The organism is Aegicerativicinus sediminis (assembly GCF_015476115.1).
GTDB lineage: Bacteria > Bacteroidota > Bacteroidia > Flavobacteriales > Flavobacteriaceae > Aegicerativicinus > Aegicerativicinus sediminis.
On record NZ_CP064295.1, the window covers coordinates 916,013 to 937,697 of the forward strand.

Consider the following 21,685-nt stretch of genomic DNA (forward strand, 5'->3'; position numbering starts at 1 on the left):
TTAGCCTCTTCGTTTAAAATATCCCAACAATTTTCTCACATAACTCTGGTCTAAACGACAATTAATGACTCCAGCGCCTGCTTTGGTGAAAGTTTCATTAAATTCCTTTACCCTATCGTTGTAAAAATTTTCATATCCACGCCTTACCTTTTTAGAGGCAGTATTAACCAACATCATTTCCCCTGATTCCTCGTCTTTCATTTGAACCATTCCTAAATTAGGTAACGATTTTTCATGCCGGTCATAGACCCTAATGCCAGTTAAATCATGCTTTTTGCTAGCAATTTTCAAAGTTTTCTCGTAATCGGAATCCATAAAATCTGATAGCATGAATACAATTGCTCTCTTTTTCATTACACTAGATAGAAAACGCAGTGCTTCATTGACATTAGTACCGGAATGTTCAGGAGAGAATTCTATAAGCTCCCTGATAATGCGAAGTACATGGGATCTACCTTTTTTTGGCGGTATATAAAGTTCAATTTGGTCTGTAAAAAGAATTAAACCAATTTTATCATTATTTTGGGTAGCGGAAAATGCTAGAGTAGCAGCAATTTCAGTTACGACTTCATTTTTGAATTGTTGCTGGGTACCGAAAAATTCGGAACCAGAGATATCAACCAAAAGCATCATGGTTAATTCCCTTTCCTCCTCAAAAACTTTTACGAATGGCTCATTATATCGGGCGGTAACATTCCAATCTATACTGCGTACATCATCCCCAAATTGATATTGCCTAACTTCAGAAAAAGTCATACCGCGCCCCTTAAAGGTAGAATGGTATTCTCCTCCAAAAATATGATCAGACAAGCGTCTTGTCTTAATCTCTATTTTCCTTACTTTTTTTAGAAGCTCCTTAGTATCCATTTCAATTATTAGAAAGAATGTTTTCGATTAGTAGTTGAATCGTTGGTTTCTATCTAATCATCTACGGCACTTCTACTTCGTTAACTATTTTATTAATAATATCAACTGAAGTAACATTCTCAGCTTCCGCCTCGTAGGTTATTCCTATTCTATGCCTTAAAACATCATGAACGACCGCTCTAACATCTTCTGGTATAACATAACCCCTTCTTTTTATAAAGGCATAACATTTTGAAGCTAATGCAAGATTGATACTTCCCCTTGGCGAAGCACCAAAAGATATAAGTGGCTTAATATCTGGCAATCTGTATTTTTCAGGGTATCTAGTGGCGAAAACTAAATCTAAAATATACTTCTCGATTTTTTCATCCATGTAAACATCCCTAACCGCTTGCTGAGCTCGCAATATTTGGTCAATTGTGATAACAGGATTAACTTTTTCAAACCCATCCTTAAGATTGGCTCTTATTATTAACTGTTCATCTTCTATTCTCGGATAGTCAATTACCGTTTTCAACATAAATCTATCTACTTGCGCTTCTGGCAAGGGATAGGTACCTTCTTGTTCCACAGGGTTTTGGGTTGCCATTACCAAAAATGGTCTTTCCAACTTAAAAGTTTCATCCCCAATAGTTACTTGCTTTTCTTGCATGGCCTCTAGCAATGCAGATTGCACTTTGGCTGGAGCTCTGTTAATTTCATCAGCCAAAACAAAATTTGCAAATATCGGTCCCTTCTTTACACTGAAATCATTTTCCCTAATATTGTAAATCAAGGTTCCTATTACATCTGCAGGCAGCAAATCTGGAGTAAACTGAATTCTGCTGAATTTTGCATTAATTGCTTGAGAAAGCGTATTAATTGCTAATGTTTTAGCTAGCCCCGGAACACCTTCCAACAAAATATGGCCTTGACCTAACAATCCAATTAAAAGGCGTTCAACCATATGCTTTTGACCAACAATTACCTTATTGATTTCTAGATTCAATAGGTCTACAAAAGCGCTTTCCCGTTCTATCTTTTCATTAATGGCTCCTATATCAACCGTGCTACTGTCTTGAATCATTAGAATTAAAAATTAAGAATAGTTATACTTATATTTTGGCTTCGCAAATTGTTAAAATAATCACTGATATGCTGTTAAGGTAAGGTTAAATGTTAAAAAGGGCAAACCCTAGTGGGAATGCCCTTTCACGAAGTGTTATGTTTGTAATAGTTATTCTAACTCTAAGGTGACTATCTCCATTTGAGTTGTCTGTTCTAACTCCACAGCTACATTTTCAATAATAGCTGGCAAATAGCCAGATCCTTCCTCAGGAGTTATGGTAATTGTATAATTTCCAGGTGTTGCTCCGTAAATCATAAAATAACCTTCATCATTTGTATAAGTTACGATTGGATCACCATCACTAACAGCAGAAACCTCAGCAGGAATTGCGGGATCTATTTGTCCAGCAATTACACCTGTATATGCTTCAATAGAAGCTCTCATAACAGGCTTAAGGATAATATTGTCAGAACCTCCGGCCATTACGATAGACTTGTCGGCATCAAAGTCAAGCAAAAAGGTATAATAATAACCCGCTTGCATTTCTTGGTCCACTTTTATCTTTAATCCAGATTGTTGCGCACTTGGGGTCTTTAGATCATGGCGAACATTATCGATAAAAATTTCATTATCGTCACCTAGCACTAAACGTATTTGCTCAATATAACCAGCAGGCACTTCATAATCATCCACTAACAACAAATCGTTTCCTGCTACCAATTCCAACAAATCATAAACACCTGTATTCTGTGGATTTAGACTTACCCATCCTTCATCATCAGATTCTGGAGCCTCGGTGTCCCCATATCTTACCATCACATCAACCACCTCAATGTTTATGGCATCATAATCACCAGGCGCATCCATTAATCTAACAGAAATTCTTGAGGTAGCTTCGGCACCACCGTTGCTATCATTATCACTGCAGGATGTAAAAAATATCGCCACAACAGCAATACAACTTAGCATTAAAGTTTTCAGTAAATTCATAAATTATAATTTTTGGGTTCGTTATTATATACGGCCATATTCTTTTAATAGATGGAAAAAATATGTACTCTTTCAATAAAGGACAACGTTTAATCTGAAAATCACTAAGATAGAATCATCACCTTCTAAATTTTTAATAAAATTTTAACTCTTAAAAAAACGAAGCCTATCCAATAGTGGACAGGCAACGCCATAATAAGTAAGGTAAAATTTGTCTTAGCCCACTTCTTCTTAGTTAGAAGAAAATAACTGAACCTCCATCGTAGGGTTCAAATATTTATAATTGTTTACACTATTTTCAACGACAGCGTTATCTATATTCACTTTTAAGTTAATTGTATAGTTGTTACCGCCTTGTAATAAATGAATGCTAGGTACAGATAATCCCTCTTGGTGATTTTCTGGAGCACTAACTGAGTATGATTGCCCATCTATAATCACAGTATTATTATTCCCTAATACCAAACGAACCTCATAAATCTCACTTGTCTTAACAGGTAGATTATTTACAATCATTAAATTAGAACCATTTGTTAATTCCAAAAGGTTAATATTTCCTAAACCATTAGCATGTAAACTTATCCAACAATCTGGGGCGGCACCATTATCTTTAGTTTTAACTAACACATCAGAAATTTCTACATTTAAAGCATCGTAAGAAGCCAATGAACTTTCTAAGGTAACAGAAATATTAGTTGATTCTTGAGGAGGTAAGGTCTCTACAGAGTCTGAACAATTAAAAAAGAAAGTTACTATTGAAAGTAAAATTACAAGTCGAAGTTTGGTTAAGTTATTCATTTTATTTGGGGTAATTGATTAACTGGGACAATACTAAGAATTGTATGTTCTTTTGAGTATTTTTATATATGAATTGCAAAAAAATCAGTATAAACTGTAAAAATTAGACGTGAAATTTTCCAAAATTATATCAGGAGCCATGAGCTGGGGGGTGTGGGGTAAGTCATTGGACATCAGACGAATGGCAGATTTAATCGATTATTGTACATCGAAAGGTATCACTACATTTGATCATGCAGACATATATGGAGGGTATTCTACAGAAGCTGAATTTGGAGATGCCCTTAAGGAATCAGGAATCGATAGGTCGGCAATCCAATTGGTATCAAAATGCGGAATTCAGCTAATTGCTCCAACCAGAAAAAACAATATTAACCATTATGAATATAGCAAGGAGTATATAATATGGTCTGTTAACAACAGTTTGAAAAATTTAAAAACGGACTATCTAGATCTCCTGCTTATACATAGACCATCTCCACTAATGAATCCTTATGAAATAGGTTTGGCAATAAACCATTTGAAAGACGAGGGAAAGATTAAAGATTTTGGTGTATCAAATTTTACGGTTTCCCAAATGTCTCTTTTAAGTACAGCCACAGATATTTCAGTCAACCAAATTGAATTCAGTGCCACAAAATTTGAAGCAATGATGAATGGCACATTAGATTATATGTTTTCTAAAGATATCACACCTATGGCCTGGGCGCCATTGGGCACTTATTTCAAAGAACCTTCGGAGCAGACAGAAAGAATTTCTAAAGTATTAATTTCCCTAAGCGATAAATACAATGCAGACCCAGACCAATTATTGCTTGCCTGGATAATGAAACATCCTTCGGGCGTCCATCCAGTAATCGGCACAACGAACAAAGAAAGAATAACCAAGGCCATAGAAAGCGAAAATATTCATATAGACCTACAGGACTGGTTTAAAATTTGGGTTGCCAGTCAAGGTCATGATGTACCATAACATTCTAAATAATAAATTAAATAATGAAAGGAAAAGTTGCCTTAATTACTGGAGCTACAAGTGGAATAGGTCGCGCAACCGCACATGAATTTGCCAAACATGGAATAAAGCTGATTATATGCGGCAGGCGTAAAGAACGTTTAGAAGCCATTTGCGAAGCCCTTGAAAAGGATACAGATGTTTTTCAGTTAAATTTTGATGTAAGGGACAAAGAGGCAACTTTTAAGGCTATGGAATCTATTCCGGATGAATTTAAACCAATTGACATTTTAATTAATAATGCAGGTAACGCCCACGGATTGGACCCTATACATGAAGGATCAATTGATGATTGGGACGCAATGATGGATATTAATGTTAAAGGTCTATTATATCTAAGCAAGGCGATTATCCCAGACATGGTTGAGCGAAAGGAAGGACACATTATTAATATAGGTTCATCTGCAGGCAAAGAGGTTTATCCTAAAGGGAATGTTTATTGTGCTAGCAAACATGCCGTATTAGCCATAACCGTAGGAATGCGAATAGATTTAAATCCTTTTGGTATTAGGGTATCCTCAATATGTCCTGGATTGGTTGAAACTGAATTTTCAAAAGTTAGGTTTAAGGGGGACGATAAAGCAAATGATGTTTATAAGGGATATAAAGCGCTTCAAGCTGAAGATATAGCAGAAATAATTTATTTCACGGTTTCAAGGCCACCTCATGTTACCATTGCAGATATGCTCATTTTCCCAACCGCACAGGCCAATTCTACAACAATTAATAAAACCTAATTTATTTTTCACTAAACCTACCATGATTAACAAGCGCCTCCTCATTAAAAACCTACTCGCCCATAACGACGAGAATAGTTTTTATGACAAAAAGCGAAAAATAGATATCAGTCAGAAGGAGGGTAAAGCTAAATTCCTAAAACATATTTGTGCACTTTCCAATAGCAATCCGAAAAACAACTCTTATATAGTTATAGGAGTGGAAGACACGGATAATAAAATTGTAGGAGTCGATTTTTTTGATGATAGCAAAATACAGAACCTTATTAATGCGTATCTCAACAATCCTCCCATTGTTCAATATGAAAATATTCCCTTTCCACATCTGCCGGATGATAAGGTTGTTGGCCTCGTAACCATTCGGCCAAATAATAAAATTACCTCTCTGCGAAAAAATATTTGGAAATACTACGGGGGCTATGTGTTTTTTAGGGATGGTAGCATGAGTGTTCCCAAGGTTTTTGATATAGAATTAAAAGATGACAATTCTGAAATTGTAGCTGCAATCGAAAGACATGCCCAAAACAACATTCAATATACTTTAGATGGTGTTTTTGATTTTATGGACAAACGAAACGACTATAACCCTAAATATTTGGTATTTAAGGAATACTTCGTTCTATGTTGGGCCGGACAAAAAAAGCCGGTTAAAGACGAGGTATTTTACTCAAGAGTAGATATTGAATTGGTTAATGAACAAGTTCGGCTCTTTTATTCAAACTTAGATGAAGTAGCTATAAATTATGACGATGATAATTTTCAAATCTTAGAGTATGTTAATCTCAAGCTTCATAATAGCTCCAAGTATTACCCTTTGGAAGAAACTAACATCAAATTTTCAAACAACGCTAGTTACCAAATAGAAACAACCTTGGTATTTCAGCCACCTCAATTTGACAAAAAATCACTCTTTCATGTGTTTAACTCTAACAATATACTTTTAAACAAAATAAAGAAAAAAACAGAGCTTAACCCCCATGAACTAGAGGATCTTAAGAACCTTCCCGGTACTTATTTAATTTGTTATTTGAATGATTTTGGAGATGCCCTAGACAGGTTACACGAGTCAAAATTATACTTAATTCCCTATGGCAAAGAGTTTTACGATAGATATAAGGATGCCGTAAGGATATTAAGAAAGGTGAAATACAGTTAAAAAGAAACTAACCTTACCGTTTATACAGATTTTTTTACCACTTGTAGTTTTTTTCTTTTTGGGGTAATATTTTTTATCATTTTTGTGCTGCTATTAATCAATTACAAAAAGCCCTGGAAAAATTTGACTCTGTTAAATTGGAACAGGGTTTTGTTTTTTACACCTCTACAATAAAAAAAGCCGCCGAAACAGCTTTTCTTTCGTGTTCGAATATGAATTTATAAATCAAATTTAATTCCTTGAGCCAAAGGTAAATCTGCCGTATAATTAATTGTGTTGGTTTGCCGTCTCATATAAACTTTCCAAGCATCGCTACCAGACTCACGCCCACCACCAGTTTCTTTTTCACCGCCGAATGCACCGCCAATCTCAGCACCTGAGGTTCCAATATTTACATTTGCTATTCCACAGTCGCTTCCAGCATGCGATAAAAATGATTCAGCTTCTCTCAAATTATTGGTCATAATTGCAGATGACAATCCTTGCACAACCCCATTTTGAATTTCAATTGCCGCATTGATATCACCGCTATATTTTAATAGGTATAAAATAGGGGCAAACGTTTCGTGCTGAACTATCTCAAAATTTGGTTTAGCTTCAGCTATGGCTGGTTTTACATAACAACCACTTTCGAAACCTTCCCCATTTAACACGCCTCCTTCAACCAGCACATTTCCTCCCTCTTCAACTACTTTTTCCAATGCATGGGTATACATTGAAACGGCATCTCTATCAATCAAAGGTCCAACATGGTTTTTCTGGTCTAATGGATTACCTATTTTCAATTGTTTATATGCATCTACTAATGCATTTTTCACTTTATCATAAATGGATTCGTGAATAATCAATCTTCTCGTTGATGTACAACGTTGACCCGCCGTGCCAACTGCACCAAATACAGCACCAATAATGGTCATTTTAATATCTGCATCTGGAGTAACAATTATAGCATTATTACCGCCTAACTCTAACAAAGACCGACCCAAACGTTCCCCAACAGTCTTGGCGACAATTTTACCCATTCTTGTTGAACCAGTTGCTGACACTAATGGAACTCGCTTATCTGTGGTCATCAATTCACCTACCTTATAATCCCCAATTATTAAGCAAGAAATACCTTCAGGTAATCCATTGGCTTCAAAAACCTCTGCTGCAATCTTTTGACAAGCGATACCGCACAAAGGTGTTTTTTCACTAGGTTTCCAGACACAAACATCACCACAAATCCATGCCAATGCCGTATTCCAAGACCAAACAGCCACTGGAAAATTAAATGCAGAAATAATACCAACTATTCCTAAAGGGTGGTATTGTTCATACATTCTGTGACCCGGACGTTCGCTGTGCATAGTAAAACCATGTAATTGGCGAGATAATCCAACTGCAAAATCACAAATATCAATCATCTCTTGCACCTCACCCAGACCTTCTTGGTAACTCTTACCCATTTCATAAGACACAAGTTTGCCGAGAGGTTCTTTCAACTCCCTTAATTTATCACCAAACTGCCTAACGATTTCTCCGCGTTTTGGAGCAGGCATTAGTCGCCAAGATTTAAAAGCCTCCTGTGCGCTTAAAATAACTTTCTCATAATCTTCTTTGGTTGTCGTCTTCACCTTGGCAATCAACTCCCCATCGACTGGAGAAAAACTAGAAATACTTTCTCCACTAGAAAACCATTTTTTGCCGGTTGAAGATCCTTGGTTGATCTCTTCTATCCCTAAGGTTTTTAACACCTTTTCAATTCCGAAATCGAGTGTTGCAACTTGCATATACTGTTTTTATTTTAAGTTTGAAATATCTAACTACAAAGATACGTAATTTAGCATGGGGCTATTTTCTTTGTCGAATGCAATTAAAACAACCTACACCAAATAAATAAGTTTACTATGAAACAATTATTGCTTTATTCTTTAATCATTTTTGGATTATTGGCTTGCGAAAACAAAACTACTCAATCAACAATCGATTATGAATCCCCAAAAGATTCAATTTCGGAAAATGTTAAAAGGGATTTTGCGATTGTAATTCACGGTGGTGCAGGCACTATTTTGAAAAAAAATATGACCGATGAAAGGGAAAAAGCTTATCGAGAAACTCTGGAGGAAGCTATTAGAACCGGATACGATATTTTAAAAAATGGAGGCAGTAGTTTAGATGCTGTCACTAAAACCATCAATGTCATGGAAAATTCGCCTTTATTCAATGCGGGAAAAGGGGCTGTGTTTACCCATGAGGGCAAAAATGAATTAGATGCCTCAATAATGGATGGCAAAACCTTGAATGCCGGAGCCTCAGCAGGTACAACCACTGTTAAAAACCCGATTGACCTGGCACGTGCAGTAATGGATAATTCGCCACATGTAATGTTAAGTGGTGAGGGTGCAGAAGAATTTGCCTCTGAACAAGGATTAGAAATTGTTGATCCTTCGTATTTCTTTACACAATCTCGTTTTGATGCTTTGCAACGGATTATTGAATCTGAAAAAACACAACTTGACCATAACGATAAACATACATCCTTAGAGCCTGATTTGAAGAGGTTTAAATATGGTACCGTGGGATGTGCAGCATTAGATAAAAATGGCAACTTAGCCGCTGGCACTTCAACAGGAGGGATGACGAATAAACGTTGGGGGCGAATAGGGGATGCTCCAATAATTGGCGCTGGCACCTATGCCAATAATGCAACATGCGCAATTTCTAGCACCGGTTGGGGTGAATATTTCATTCGCTCCATGGTGGCCCATGACATTTCTGCTTTGATGGAATACAAAGGAATGTCTTTAAAGGATGCAGCACATACAGTAATCCACGAAAAAGTTGCTGGGTTAGGAGGTGATGGCGGAATCGTTGGAGTGGATAAAGATGGGAATATAGCTATGGAATTCAATACGGAAGGCATGTATAGAGCAAGCATGGATGACCAAGGCAAATTAGTTATAGAAATATACAAGGATGAAAACTAACGCCTAAGGGAAACGTGTCCCTTAATTTCTTGCCCCTCAATTATAATAATGTACCAATAATCTGAAGATGGCAACTCTCTACTGTCCTTTGTGCCATCCCAAACGAAAGGACCATTTCGAGCAGTTTTTATTAAATTCCCATAGCGGTCGAACAATTGTACTGAGGATGACTGAAAATATTCAATCCCTCTTAGGTTAAAGCTATCGTTTCTACCATCATTATTTGGTGTGAAAAACTTAGGAATTACAAAATGGTGATGTTGCATCGTATCAATTCCGCATCCATTTAATTCACGTACATAAATTGTATAAAGACCTCCTGCAGCCTCATTAAAGCGATTAAATAATTGGTAGTTGAAACCATTCAAAGAATATTCAAAATCCCCATTTGTTGCCATTTCCACAACAATTGCAGGTCCATCGGAAGTTATAGTCTCGATAAGAGGGGAGGGAATTTCCTCAATCTCAAAATACTTGGTGGAATCGCAGCCATAGATGTTTGTAACAATAACTGAATAGCTACCTCCATTAGATATTTCAATCGATTCGGTAGTTGCCCCTGTATTCCATTGGTAAGTAGCATTAGGGAAATCTGCTGATAACATCATCGTTTCTCCACTACACAAACCCCCTTCCTCGTTAAATAGATCCGGGCGCTCTCGGATGGTATAAGTTATGGGCGTCCTGTCACTACTAATGCATGTTATACCATCAATATAGGCTTCGGCATAATAAATTCCAGAATTAGTTGGACTGTAGTTTGGACTATTCTCTTGAAGAAGGTTTCCTCCTATTGCGGCATCGTACCAGTTGACGGAAACTTCACTTGGCACTGACACTTGTAAATTTCCTGATCCATCCTCACAAATTTCTACATTGCCCAGGGAATTTGGTGGAGAAGGAATATTGTAAACGGTTACTTTAAAGACGTCGGAAAAGGATACACAATCTGGATCATTTAGATTAATGGGATCCTCAGAAATTACAGCCCGATAGTATGCAGTATTATCAACAGTGACTGCAAGGGTGTTATCAATTTCATTTGCTATATTACTAAAACTAACTCCATCATAACTTATTTGCCATTGGTAATAATGGTCTTCATACACCGAGAAATCTGGAATAGCCTCTAAAGTTACTGTTGTGGGAAGCTCAATTTCACAATAGCTCCTTTCTTCATATCCTTCATTATCCTCAACAATAACTAAATCGCCACACGACTTAAATGTTATGTCGTCTATAGCCAAATCATTGCCGCATCCGCCATTTCCATTATTTATCATTTTAAGGATTACAGCGGTTTGTGCAAGCTCAGTTTGAAAAACCAAAGCATACTGTTGCCAATTTGGTGTAGATGATGAGGAAATCGATCCAGTATCTCCTCTGGCTAATAAAATTGTATCAGTATCATCCCAAATTTCAAACCTTACATTTATAGGAATTGTAGAACCTCCACATTCATTTGGGGATGACAAGTTGAGTAGCCAAGAGGAAAATTCGTAAGAGGTATTTTCACATAAACCTGTGACGGTACTTCTATAAAATTCACCGGCCGTATAATCGGCATTCACAATTAAACTTCGGCCATTAACATCTCCAGGGGTATGGTCATCGGTATCGTGCCAACCAAAATATTGGGTGTTGGCACTAATGGTATACTCCCCATCATTTGGTTGAATTTCATCAAATCGATAACTAGTTATATCAGATCCCAAAGGAGGGCCATTGGCAGTGCCTGTACCAAAATCTTCAAAGAATATAGGATCACCAGAATTTCCCGGACAAAAACCAAGCTGCGCTAGTCCAAAATGTGAATGCAGCAAAAACAGCAGTAATGGTATAATGAAAGGGTATGTATAGCCTGAAAATTTCACAACCTTAAAAATACATTTATTTACTGTTTTGGAAGCTGATAAATGAGAATGAATTACATTTATGTGCACTCTTAAAAATAACCTGATGTCTCCGTTTTCTGATTGCTATGCTGTTATTTTCACTTCAAAATTAAAAGAGCCTCACCTTGGCTATAATGAAATGGCAGAAAGAATGGAAAAATTAGCCACAATGCAACCTGGATTTTTGGGAATAGATTCTGCCAGAAATGACCTTGGCATAACGGTTAGTTATTGGAAAAGCTTAGAAGCCATAAAACTTTGGAAGGCTAACCTAGAGCATCAAGAAGCTCAATCTTTAGGAAAAGAAAAATGGTATGCTTGGTACGATCTAAAGATCTGCAAAATTGAGCGTCATTACAGTTTTGGAAATTTGACCTAATTACCTTCTCAATATTTACTATTTTTACGACAAATCAACCTCAGAACTATGTTTGATACTGTAAAATTCCTCCACTCTTATTGGGCCTATTTGGTCTTTGTTGTGTTATTGATATCAACCTTAAATGCACTTATAAAATTTGCTGGAAACAAAGAATTTAAAGCGTTTGATTTTAGGATTTCCCTTTTTACCCTAATTGTCTCACATATTCAGTTATTGATAGGGCTTGTTCTATATTTTTCGGCCGATTATTTTTCCGTGATTTCAGAGACAGGTATGGGTGAAGTAATGAAGAATTCAACTTTGCGCTCAAACATCGTAGAGCATCCACTTACAATGATTATTGCCGTGGTTTTAATTACAATTGGCTATTCTAAACACAAAAAGAAATTAACCTCCCGGCCTAAATTTAAATTATTGGCCATTTTTTATACCATCGCTTTTATCCTAGTTCTTGCTAAAATTCCTTGGGATGTTTGGTTAGCTTAATTTTTTAAAGCTGAGTTGTAACAAACTATTAAGACTTGCTACCAATTGTTATGAAAAAACTTATTCTTATTAATGCCATTATATGGGCGACCCTAATTTTGGTCTCCGCCTATCTATTTAAAGACAGCCCTTATTACGAATACTATTTTGGTGGGTTAATAATGGCAGCAGCTATCACCAATAGCCTCATGGCAAAACAGCTTAATAAGCATAAAAAGACTAATTGTTTATAAGCAGTTAGTCAGCTTCTTTAATTACATATATAAATACAGGAAAATGGTCGCTGTACCCACCTGTAAACCCCTCGTCGCCAAAACTACGGAAAGGATAACCCCTATATTTACCTTCATTGGTCACCAAAAAAGTTGGATTAAATATACCTCCTTTAAAGTAGCGATAGCCTGAAGTGGTCTTGTCCAACCAAGGCGCGCTTAAGATAATTTGATCAAACATTCCCCAACTATCTAAATACGCGTGAGTACCATTTCCGTTCAAATATTGATTTCCAAATACATTGAAAAGGGATTTTAACTTCACCTCCTCTTCGTAAAATTTCGCTCCTAAAACCTTTGAAACCCCATAATCGGTTGGATTATCGTTGAAATCCCCCATAATAATAATTTTTGAATAGGGGTCCGCTCCAAATAGTGAATCGGAAATACGTTTGGTAAGTTGGGCCGCAATTGAACGTTTTGTTTGACTTACAATTTCTCCACCTCGTCTTGAAGGCCAATGATTTATATTTAAAAAAATCAAATCATCATCTAAGAGGCCGCTTATCCATAATTGATCCCTCGTATACTCTCTTTTTCCAGTAGATTCATTCATCAATTTTACCTCATAAGGCTTAACTGATTTTGGGACAAATACAGATTGGCGATATAACAGCGCAACATCAATTCCTCTTGGATCCTTTGAATCGAAATGAACAATATTATAATTAAATTTTTTCAATGTAGGACTTGATATCAAATCTTCTAAAACTTTTTTATTCTCAACTTCACAGACCCCAATTAATGAGGGAGGATTTGGATTTATACCTTTTCCTATTTGGGAAATAGCTTCAGCCATATTTTTTATTTTTTCCCAATAGACTTTTTCCTTGTTGGTTTTCAGCTCCATAATTGGGCTTGATTCGTCAAAGGTCAAAGGATCGTTTATCGTATCAAATAGGTTTTCTAAATTGTAAAATGCGACTGTATGGATTTTAATTTTATTAGATGTTTGGGCATGAATACTAACACCCAAAAAAATAAAAAGTGATAATGAATAAAGGAGTTTCCCAATCATATTAATAATTTCATCTTTAGAGCACTGAAAATCAGCAATCAAAAATAAATGAATGCATTATTTGTTTTACATTTATGTTGATCATTTTTAGTCCTCCCAGACAAATTTATAGCCCTAAAAATTGAATCTATGAAACAGCCTACTCCGCCAAATGCTACGGTATAATTTCTACTACCCCATCATTTTCTTGATAAGTTTATTGTCTTTTCCACAACAATTCATAAAAGGAAATGTAGTCGATGCCGGGACCTTGGAACCACTTTCAAATGTTATTATATGGATAGAAAATACAACAGTAAAAACTGAAACAAGTTCTAACGGGGATTTTTCATTAATTGCGGAAATTCCGATTGGAGAGTATTTAATAAGAATGGACAAGGGCGGTTATATTACTAAGCGCTTTCCAATTACAATTCTGGCAGATTCTACAATAGATTTGAGGGGCCTTACTATGGACGTCGATGCGGCTTCAATCTCACAGGAATTTATTATTTCACTTACCGATGACGAGTTAAGCAATGAAAGTGCATTTGTTGGTAATAATTCTGGCCTTTTACAGGCAACTAAAGATGTATTTCTTAAAGCCGTAGCCTATGATTTTAGCTCAGTCTTTTTTAATCCAAGAGGGCTAGATCCATCCTTCTCAAAAATTCTAATTAATGGAATAGAGATGAATAAATTTCAGAATGGTCGACCCCTTTGGGCAAATTGGGGCGGACTAAATGATGTTCAAAGAAACCAAGAATTTTTTATTGGGTCTACCCCAAATCCTTACAGTTTAGGAAATATAGGGGGAACCAACAATATTAACATGAGGGCCTCAAAATACCGGTCAGGTGGAAGAGTTTCATTAGCATCCTCGAATCGCACATACCAAGGACGTATTATGACCAACTACAATTCTGGTATAATTAATAACGATTGGTCCTTTTCAATTGCTGCATCCGGAAGGTATGGAAAAGAAGGATTTGTAGAAGGCACCCCCTACAAATCCATTTCTTTTTTCGCTGCGGTTGAAAAGAAAATAAATGATAACCATAGTATAAATTTGATTGGGATATATTCTGAAAACATCCGTGGAAAATCTGCACCTTTAACTGAAGAAGTATTTAACATAAAGGGCACTAACTATAATCCTTATTGGGGAGAATTAAATGGAAATCCAGTTAATTCGAGAATACGGGAAATTGCGGAGCCATTTTTTATACTGAGCCACTATTGGGATCCAAATTCAAAAATTAAGATAAACTCGAACCTCTCCTACCAATTTGGCCATATTGCAAACACTAGAATCGACAATAGCGGCACATGGCAAATAACTCATGAAAACCAAACGTCTTATTTTGGAGGTTCCCGTAATCCTGATCCTACTTATTATCAAAAATTACCTAGTTATTTTCTGAGAAACGGAGGAGCCTATCCGTCCTCTTACGATTACGAAATGGCATTTATGGCCCAAAAAGAGTTAAAGGAAAATGGACAAATCAATTGGTATCATTTATACCAATCTAATAGGTTACTCAGGGAGTCAGGCAAAAATGCGGTGTATGTTCTTCAGGAAGAACGGAATGACGATAAATTAATTAACGTAAATACCCTAATCGAATATCAAATCAACACTACAAGTAAGGTTAATGGAGGTTTGTATTTAAAAAAATTGAACAGTCATAATTATTCACGTATTAAAGATCTTTTAGGAGGAAATCCGTTTTTAGACATTGATGTTTTCGCCGATGAGACAGGAATTGAAGGATCAACAATTGAAACTTTAGCCCAAAGTGATTTAAAAAATCCAAATCGACTGGTTGGAGAAAATGATCTTTACAAGTATAACTTTAAACTTTCTGCCACCGAAATGGAATTATTTAGCCAATTTCAATTCACCCGAAATAACTTGGATGGATATATCGGATCCTCCATTGTCAGTACAGCTTTTGAGCGAAATGGTCTATTTGAAAATGGTCATTATCCTGGAAATGATTCCTATGGGAAAAGCAATACACTTCATTTCTTAAACATAGGTTTCAAGACGGGAGGTACCTACCGAATTTCTGGCAAACAAATTATAGAACTACATACATTCTTCTCATCAAATGCTCCAACACTTTCTCATTCATTTTTGAATCCTAGACAAAATAATTATACCGTTTCTAACTTAAAAAATGAGATTAATGCTAGCTTAGTCACTAACTACATTTATCGAAGCGAAAGATTTAACGGTCGGTTAACCGGCAACTATTCAGAATCTTTGAATTCTGTTGACATTAGCTATTACTACACCGAAGATTTGGCAAGTCTAGGTTTGGGCGCAGGCGATGTTAACGTTCAAGAAGCAGTTACAGAAATTGATATACGAAGAATTGGACTTGAAATAGGAGGAGTTTATGAATTAACCTCTTCCTTAAAACTAAAGTCAGCACTATCCTTTGGCAGTTCAATTTATATAGACAACCCAAACCTTTATTTAAGGAGCGACAAATTCTCAAGCAATTTAAAATTTGGCAATGGAAAAGTAAATCTTAAGAATCTTCATACGGCAACTGGACCTGAAAGAGTTGCGCAAATTGGTCTAGAATATAACGATCCTGCATTTTGGTGGTTGGGAACTACCGTAAACTTTTATTCACATCAATATATCGATGTAAGTTACCTAACAAGGTCTGAGAATTTTACAAGAGACTATGATGGGCAACCCATATTAAATTTCGACCCCAATATGGCAAAACAGTTGTTGAAGCAAGAAAAATTTAATGATTTCTTTCTTTGCAATATTGTTGGTGGAAAGTCATGGCGCATAAACGATTATTATTTAGGATTTTTTGGAGTCCTGAGTAATGTTTTTAACCAATTTTATAAAACTGGAGGATTCGAACAATCACGTATCGCTAAATACACCACACTTCTTGAAGAAAAAAATCGAAAGTCTGGTCCGGTATTCGGACCCAAATATTTTTATGGCTATGGCACCACATTTTATCTAAGCCTCAATTTACGTTATTAATAAACCTATGCTTCCAATGAATCTCACCAAATTAACATTCCTTTTTTTATCATTAGTCCTTCAAGGCTGTATAGTTAATGATGATTTTGAAATACCGAATACCGAATTTGAAGACCCTAATATCCCACAATCTAAAATTACTGACATAGATGCTGTAAAGGGTCTTTATTTTCAGAATATGGCGATAACTCAAATACAATCAGAAATGTATATGGAAGGTTATGTCATTTCTAGTGATGCGGGAGGAAACTTTTTTAAACAGTTAATTCTACAAGATAAACCGGAGAACCCGACATGTGGAATTGTTATTGAAATTGATTTAAATCCCTTATACACATATTTTGATATTGGCCGTAAAGTATATGTAAAATTACAAGGGCTGTATGTTGGTCTTGAAAATGGAGTGGTTAAACTCGGGAAATCAGAAAACAATGGCATCGCAAGAATTTCATTTTCAGAATTAGACAATTACATTCTTCGCACTCCTACCATTGCAAACATTACTCCCAAAGACCTGAATATCACCCAATTTTCAGAAGAGTTTGAAAATACATTTGTGAGACTTAGCAACGTACAATTCAACCGATTTGAAATTTCAGAAGAAAATCCTAAATCATTTGCCTCCGAAGACGGAGATCAATTTGATGGTGAAAGGGTTCTAGAAAGCTGTTTAACAAATTCTGCCACAATTCTTAGCACGAGTACCTTTTCAAATTTTAAATCATTGAAACTTCCTTCAGGAAAAGGGACAGTTGATGGCATACTAACAAGAGATTTTTACGATGACTTCTATACAATTTACCTAAACACTCCAGAAGACATTAATTTTAATACTACTGAAAGATGCGACCCCGTTAATATTCCACTTTCATCAAATATAGATTGTGATGATCTAGGCAATAATAGCGATCTCATATTTTCCGAGATTTTTGACCGTTTTAACAACATTACCCAATTAATTAATGCTGGTTGGTCTAACATTAGCTTGATTCCCTCCAACACCAAATACACCTTGGCAAGGTTCAGCGGAAATACATATGTACAAATTACCGGTTATAATTCCTCAGATGCTAATATTGATAACTGGTTGGTTAGTCCTCCTATTGATCTAAGTGATGTTGAGGAGTTTCAATTAAACTTGCAAATTCAGAGCAGTTATGATAATGGTAAAATTATGAGTGTTCTCATCTCAAATGATTTTGATGGAACAGTTGAAAATTCTACTTGGCATAATTTAGCGGATGCCCTTATCCCTTCAGGTCCAGCAACCTCATTTGGTGAATTTATCGATGTAGGACCAATCAATTTATCCTGCTTCAATTCAAATCAATTATTCATTGCAATTAGGTATCAGGGATCAGATCCAAGTGGCACCACTCGCTATCATATAGACAATATTGAAGTTAGAGGAAAATAATACATTTATTGAACTAAACATGGTATCCAATTAAGCCTTTTTTACCTTTGCGGTAAAGTCTGTTTATGTTCCACAACCTATTTTATGCCGCATTTGAACATTTTAAAACCATCTATGGAAGAAATGCCAATAAAATGGCTATTATTTATATTGCCTTAACAGAGTGCTGTATTTTATTGGTTTTAGGGATGTTTTTTGCCGTGTTCTTGTCTAAAATGCACGTTAACCTACCCTCCGGCACAGATTTATGGCTTTTCTATTTTGTTTCGTGCCTAATTATTTTTTTAAAAAACTGGGTGCAATATTCCGGTAAAAAGCGGAAAATATTAAATACCAAATCCAAGCATACCAAACAAAATTCTTATGGGCTTTTGGCATTAATTTTCTTGCCTATCGGAAGCTTAATCTTGGCCGCTATCCTCTACCAAGCTTTGTAGTTTTCTTTTCAATTGAATAAATACGGGGAAGTGATCGCTAAATCCTCCTAAAAATCGCTTTCCGGCATAGGTTCTAAATGGATGACCCTTGTACCTTCCATTATATTGAGTTAAAAATTTGGGGTCGAAAATATCCGAACCGTGAAAATAAAATTGACCTTCATTCTTATCAAAGAAATTTTGGCTAATGAATATTTGGTCATAAACATTCCATTTAAAATCATGGGTAACGCTACCTCTACCTCTGGCCCAATGCATTTCGAGGGCATTAAAAAACCCTGATTGCTTTCTCAAATGTTTTATTGGCAAGCCATCGGGATTATCATTAAAATCTCCCATCACGACAACCTTTGGATTGGAATAGGTTAATTGCAGTTTCTGAATAACAAATAGCAACTTGTCGGCCGCTGCCATCCTCTTATATTCAGATTCTATATCACCCTCCCTCTTAGATGGCCAATGATTAACAATAATATGAATTTCTTCACCTTCAAGTTTCCCACTTACCAAAAGGATGTCACGAGTAAAATCTCTTATACCATCTTCATCCTCTATTAATACCGAAAAAATTTCTGAAGAACTCACCTCAAAAAAACGGGTGTCATAGATAAGGGCGGTGTCAATTCCTCGTTCGTCATAAGAATCATAATGAACATAATTATATGGAATAGATAAAAGGTCTTTGGCTTTCAATAGATCTTCTAATACCCGTTGATTCTCAATTTCCGCCACTCCTAATATGGTGGGTGGAAATGGAAACTGTTCGGGTCCAATAACTGAAATTGCGTTGCCCATTTTATAGACTTTTCGTTCGTATCGCTTTGCAGTCCACCGTTTATCAGAATCTGGAAGGTAGTCACTGTCATTCGAAAAGGGATCATTTTCTGTATCAAAAAAATTTTCTAGGTTATAAAAAGCAATGGTATGAATTCTACTCACGTATTTTAAGAGAATTTAGGTTTGGAACACTTAAGATTCTAAAAATACTAATTTCAACTATAGGCATTTATGTACCTTTGCCTATTATTTAAAATCATGATTGAAGAAAAGGATATTTCGTTGGAAAAGGCGGTTTTGGTAGGACTTGTAACTCAAAATCAAGATGAGGAAAAAGTTAAGGAATATTTAGATGAATTGGAATTCTTAACCTATACTGCTGGCGGTGAAGTATTGAAACGATTTACGCAAAAGGTTGAGATGCCGAACCCAAAAACTTTTATAGGAAGCGGAAAGTTAGATGAGGTTAAGGATTATATACATGAAAATGACGTTACCACGGTAATATTCGATGATGAACTTTCTCCTGCCCAAGAAAGAAACATAAGCAGAATCTTAAATTGTAAAATTCTCGATAGAACCAATCTTATTTTAGACATTTTTGCTCAAAGAGCACAAACTAGTTATGCAAGAACCCAAGTAGAATTGGCTCAATGCGAATATTTACTTCCCCGATTAAAAGGTATGTGGACGCACCTTGAAAGGCAAAAGGGTGGTATCGGCATGCGTGGTCCCGGTGAAACTGAAATAGAAACCGACCGTCGGATAGTTCGTGATAAAATTGCTCTATTAAAGGCAAAAATTAAAACCATAGACAAACAAATGGCAGTTCAACGCGGAAACCGCGGTAGCTTGGTTAGAGTTGCATTGGTGGGTTACACAAACGTTGGGAAGTCTACCTTAATGAATGTGATCAGTAAAAGTGATGTTTTCGCTGAAAATAAATTGTTTGCAACTTTAGACACAACCGTTAGAAAGGTTGTTATTCATAACCTTCCATTCTTGGTAAGTGATACCGTTGGTTTTATTAGAAAATTGCCTACACAATTGGTAGAAAGTTTTAAAAGTACACTTGACGAGGTTAGAGAGGCCGATTTACTGCTTCATGTTGTGGATATTTCCCATTCAAATTTTGAAGAACATATAGAATCTGTTAATAATATCTTGGCAGAGATTGGTTGTGACGACAAGCCAACCATCATGGTTTTTAATAAAATCGATGCCTATAAGCCCCAAGATTTTGACGAGGAAGATCTCATGTCTGAGCGTACAACAGCCCACTTCAGTTTGGAAGAGTGGCAGAAAACTTGGATGCATAAAGTTGGGAACAAGGCACTGTTTATTTCCGCCTTAAACAAAGAAAACATGGATGCCTTCCGGAACCGTGTTTATAAAGAGGTTCGTGACATCCATGTTACCCGTTTTCCTTATAACAATTTTCTTTACCCCGATATTGAGGAATTAGAATAAGGTTTATTTGAAGTTATAGCTCAGTCCAATCGTATAATACGACTGTAGTTTATTATCTATAGAATCGAATGTGGCATCCGTTTCACCGAGGGTATTAACTGCATAATCCAAAGCCTCTTGTTTGTTGCCTCTCAATCCAATTTCCAAACCGACACCAAAGTTTTTCCAAACGGTGTAGTTAAAAGAATTCAACCAAGTCCAGTTTGAGTAATCTGAGCCTTCATAGCTCAAGAACACCGATAGGTTACTTTTAAAGTTCAGTTTGCCAAAAGATTTGGTATAATCCCCAACAATCTTAGCACCTAAGGAAGATTCATAAATAACATCCTCGCTACTAAACACAAAGTTATAGTTAAGCGGATGTATAACTACGACCAAGTCCGAAATTGGAGTCCAAGTTAAACCAACACCCAAATCTAAATAGCCTGGATCATTAAAATTATCAAGTAATGTAGTCCGGTATTCCATTAAAGCTGAAGCCGCCCAAGATTTGCTTAAGTTTCTACCGTAAAGTGATGATAAATTAAATACATCCGTTGTAGGTTCAAATTTTGGTTCGTCAGTGTCATCATCACGGTCATCAAACTTTACCCATTTAAGGTTGGTATTGAGTGAATTTCTCCAGAAAAATTTTTCTTGTTTAAGATTAGCATAAGCATTGAAGGTTATACCAACACTACCTGATGAGTTATTTGGACTTCCTTGCGCATACCAATTAGTGAATTCTGAAAAGCTACCACCAATAACACCAAATGCACCTACTTTCCAGCCAGGGATTGCATCAAGTTGCTTTTGAATTGCATCAACACGACCTTGTATAGCCTTAATTGAATCTTCTTTGGCAGATTTAGCAGCCTTAAGTTCATCTTCAGTTTGGGCAAAGGTTTGTACCAACGAAATCATCGCTAGCAACAAAAAAAGAGAATACTTTTTCATAAATAAAATTGAGGGTT

At 36.1% G+C, this 21,685-nt stretch carries 19 protein-coding genes; 10 read left to right on the forward strand and 9 right to left on the reverse strand.

Annotated elements, in window-relative coordinates:
• The 4 genes from ISU00_RS04060 to ISU00_RS04075 all read right to left on the reverse strand — a co-directional run bounded on the left by ISU00_RS04060 (position 1) and on the right by ISU00_RS04075 (position 3,703).
• On the reverse strand, positions 1-867 hold the full coding sequence (locus tag ISU00_RS04060; protein WP_228852764.1) for a DUF58 domain-containing protein: 867 nt from the start codon (positions 865-867) through the stop codon (positions 1-3).
• A gap of 61 nt (positions 868-928) precedes the next feature.
• A complete protein-coding gene (locus ISU00_RS04065; RefSeq protein ID WP_228852765.1) occupies positions 929-1,933 on the reverse strand; it encodes an AAA family ATPase in 1,005 nt (334 codons plus the stop codon).
• A 150-nt stretch (positions 1,934-2,083) separates the two neighbouring features.
• Positions 2,084-2,905: a DUF4382 domain-containing protein gene (locus ISU00_RS04070; protein ID WP_228852766.1), complete on the reverse strand. Its 822-nt coding sequence runs from the start codon at positions 2,903-2,905 to the stop codon at positions 2,084-2,086.
• Positions 2,906-3,136: 231 nt separating this feature from the next.
• On the reverse strand, positions 3,137-3,703 hold the full coding sequence (locus tag ISU00_RS04075) for a DUF4382 domain-containing protein (protein ID WP_228852767.1): 567 nt from the start codon (positions 3,701-3,703) through the stop codon (positions 3,137-3,139).
• 109 nt (positions 3,704-3,812) lie between these two features.
• Between ISU00_RS04075 and ISU00_RS04080 the strand changes: the two genes are divergently transcribed.
• From ISU00_RS04080 to ISU00_RS04090, 3 genes are read left to right on the forward strand one after another with little or no spacing between them, the layout of a single operon-like run.
• Positions 3,813-4,676, forward strand: coding sequence for an aldo/keto reductase (locus ISU00_RS04080; protein WP_228852768.1), 864 nt, complete (start codon positions 3,813-3,815; stop codon positions 4,674-4,676).
• Positions 4,677-4,699: 23 nt separating this feature from the next.
• Positions 4,700-5,452, forward strand: a complete 753-nt coding sequence (locus ISU00_RS04085; protein ID WP_228852769.1) for an SDR family NAD(P)-dependent oxidoreductase — start codon at positions 4,700-4,702, stop codon at positions 5,450-5,452.
• 22 nt (positions 5,453-5,474) lie between these two features.
• A complete protein-coding gene (locus ISU00_RS04090) occupies positions 5,475-6,608 on the forward strand; it encodes an ATP-binding protein (protein ID WP_228852770.1) in 1,134 nt (377 codons plus the stop codon).
• 218 nt (positions 6,609-6,826) lie between these two features.
• Here the strand turns inward: ISU00_RS04090 and amaB are convergent, their stop codons facing one another.
• On the reverse strand, positions 6,827-8,380 hold the full coding sequence (gene amaB, locus ISU00_RS04095) for an L-piperidine-6-carboxylate dehydrogenase (protein WP_228852771.1): 1,554 nt from the start codon (positions 8,378-8,380) through the stop codon (positions 6,827-6,829).
• A 117-nt stretch (positions 8,381-8,497) separates the two neighbouring features.
• Here amaB and ISU00_RS04100 point away from each other — a divergent pair, with 117 nt between their 5' ends.
• Positions 8,498-9,577, forward strand: a complete 1,080-nt coding sequence (locus ISU00_RS04100; protein ID WP_228852772.1) for an isoaspartyl peptidase/L-asparaginase family protein — start codon at positions 8,498-8,500, stop codon at positions 9,575-9,577.
• On the opposite strand, the gene ISU00_RS04105 is transcribed toward ISU00_RS04100, so the two are convergent.
• On the reverse strand, positions 9,574-11,451 hold the full coding sequence (locus ISU00_RS04105; protein WP_228852773.1) for a T9SS type B sorting domain-containing protein: 1,878 nt from the start codon (positions 11,449-11,451) through the stop codon (positions 9,574-9,576). The genes ISU00_RS04100 and ISU00_RS04105 overlap by 4 nt on opposite strands.
• Before the next feature lie 85 nt (positions 11,452-11,536).
• Here ISU00_RS04105 and ISU00_RS04110 point away from each other — a divergent pair, with 85 nt between their 5' ends.
• From ISU00_RS04110 to ISU00_RS04120, 3 genes are read left to right on the forward strand one after another with little or no spacing between them, the layout of a single operon-like run.
• Positions 11,537-11,851, forward strand: coding sequence for an antibiotic biosynthesis monooxygenase family protein (locus ISU00_RS04110; protein ID WP_228852774.1), 315 nt, complete (start codon positions 11,537-11,539; stop codon positions 11,849-11,851).
• A 48-nt stretch (positions 11,852-11,899) separates the two neighbouring features.
• Positions 11,900-12,340, forward strand: a complete 441-nt coding sequence (locus ISU00_RS04115; RefSeq protein WP_228852775.1) for a hypothetical protein — start codon at positions 11,900-11,902, stop codon at positions 12,338-12,340.
• Between the two features lie 50 nt (positions 12,341-12,390).
• On the forward strand, positions 12,391-12,573 hold the full coding sequence (locus ISU00_RS04120) for a hypothetical protein (RefSeq protein ID WP_228852776.1): 183 nt from the start codon (positions 12,391-12,393) through the stop codon (positions 12,571-12,573).
• A gap of 4 nt (positions 12,574-12,577) precedes the next feature.
• On the opposite strand, the gene ISU00_RS04125 is transcribed toward ISU00_RS04120, so the two are convergent.
• Positions 12,578-13,630, reverse strand: coding sequence for an endonuclease/exonuclease/phosphatase family protein (locus ISU00_RS04125; protein ID WP_228852777.1), 1,053 nt, complete (start codon positions 13,628-13,630; stop codon positions 12,578-12,580).
• A gap of 151 nt (positions 13,631-13,781) precedes the next feature.
• Here ISU00_RS04125 and ISU00_RS04130 point away from each other — a divergent pair, with 151 nt between their 5' ends.
• Together ISU00_RS04130 and ISU00_RS04135 are read left to right on the forward strand one after the other, a co-directional pair.
• On the forward strand, positions 13,782-16,631 hold the full coding sequence (locus ISU00_RS04130; RefSeq protein ID WP_228852778.1) for a carboxypeptidase-like regulatory domain-containing protein: 2,850 nt from the start codon (positions 13,782-13,784) through the stop codon (positions 16,629-16,631).
• Positions 16,632-16,647: 16 nt separating this feature from the next.
• A complete protein-coding gene (locus ISU00_RS04135) occupies positions 16,648-18,048 on the forward strand; it encodes a DUF5689 domain-containing protein (protein WP_228852779.1) in 1,401 nt (466 codons plus the stop codon).
• A 401-nt stretch (positions 18,049-18,449) separates the two neighbouring features.
• Here the strand turns inward: ISU00_RS04135 and ISU00_RS04140 are convergent, their stop codons facing one another.
• Positions 18,450-19,424 (reverse strand): endonuclease/exonuclease/phosphatase family protein, encoded by a 975-nt coding sequence (locus ISU00_RS04140; protein WP_228852780.1) that lies wholly within the window; start codon positions 19,422-19,424, stop codon positions 18,450-18,452.
• A gap of 96 nt (positions 19,425-19,520) precedes the next feature.
• On the opposite strand from ISU00_RS04140, the gene hflX reads away from it, so the two are divergent.
• Positions 19,521-20,732, forward strand: coding sequence for a GTPase HflX (hflX, locus tag ISU00_RS04145; protein WP_228852781.1), 1,212 nt, complete (start codon positions 19,521-19,523; stop codon positions 20,730-20,732).
• Positions 20,733-20,735: 3 nt separating this feature from the next.
• Here the strand turns inward: hflX and ISU00_RS04150 are convergent, their stop codons facing one another.
• Positions 20,736-21,668 carry a DUF3078 domain-containing protein gene (locus ISU00_RS04150; protein ID WP_228852782.1) on the reverse strand — a complete coding sequence of 311 codons (933 nt, stop codon included), beginning with the start codon at positions 21,666-21,668 and terminating at the stop codon, positions 20,736-20,738.
• Positions 21,669-21,685 lie beyond the last annotated feature (17 nt).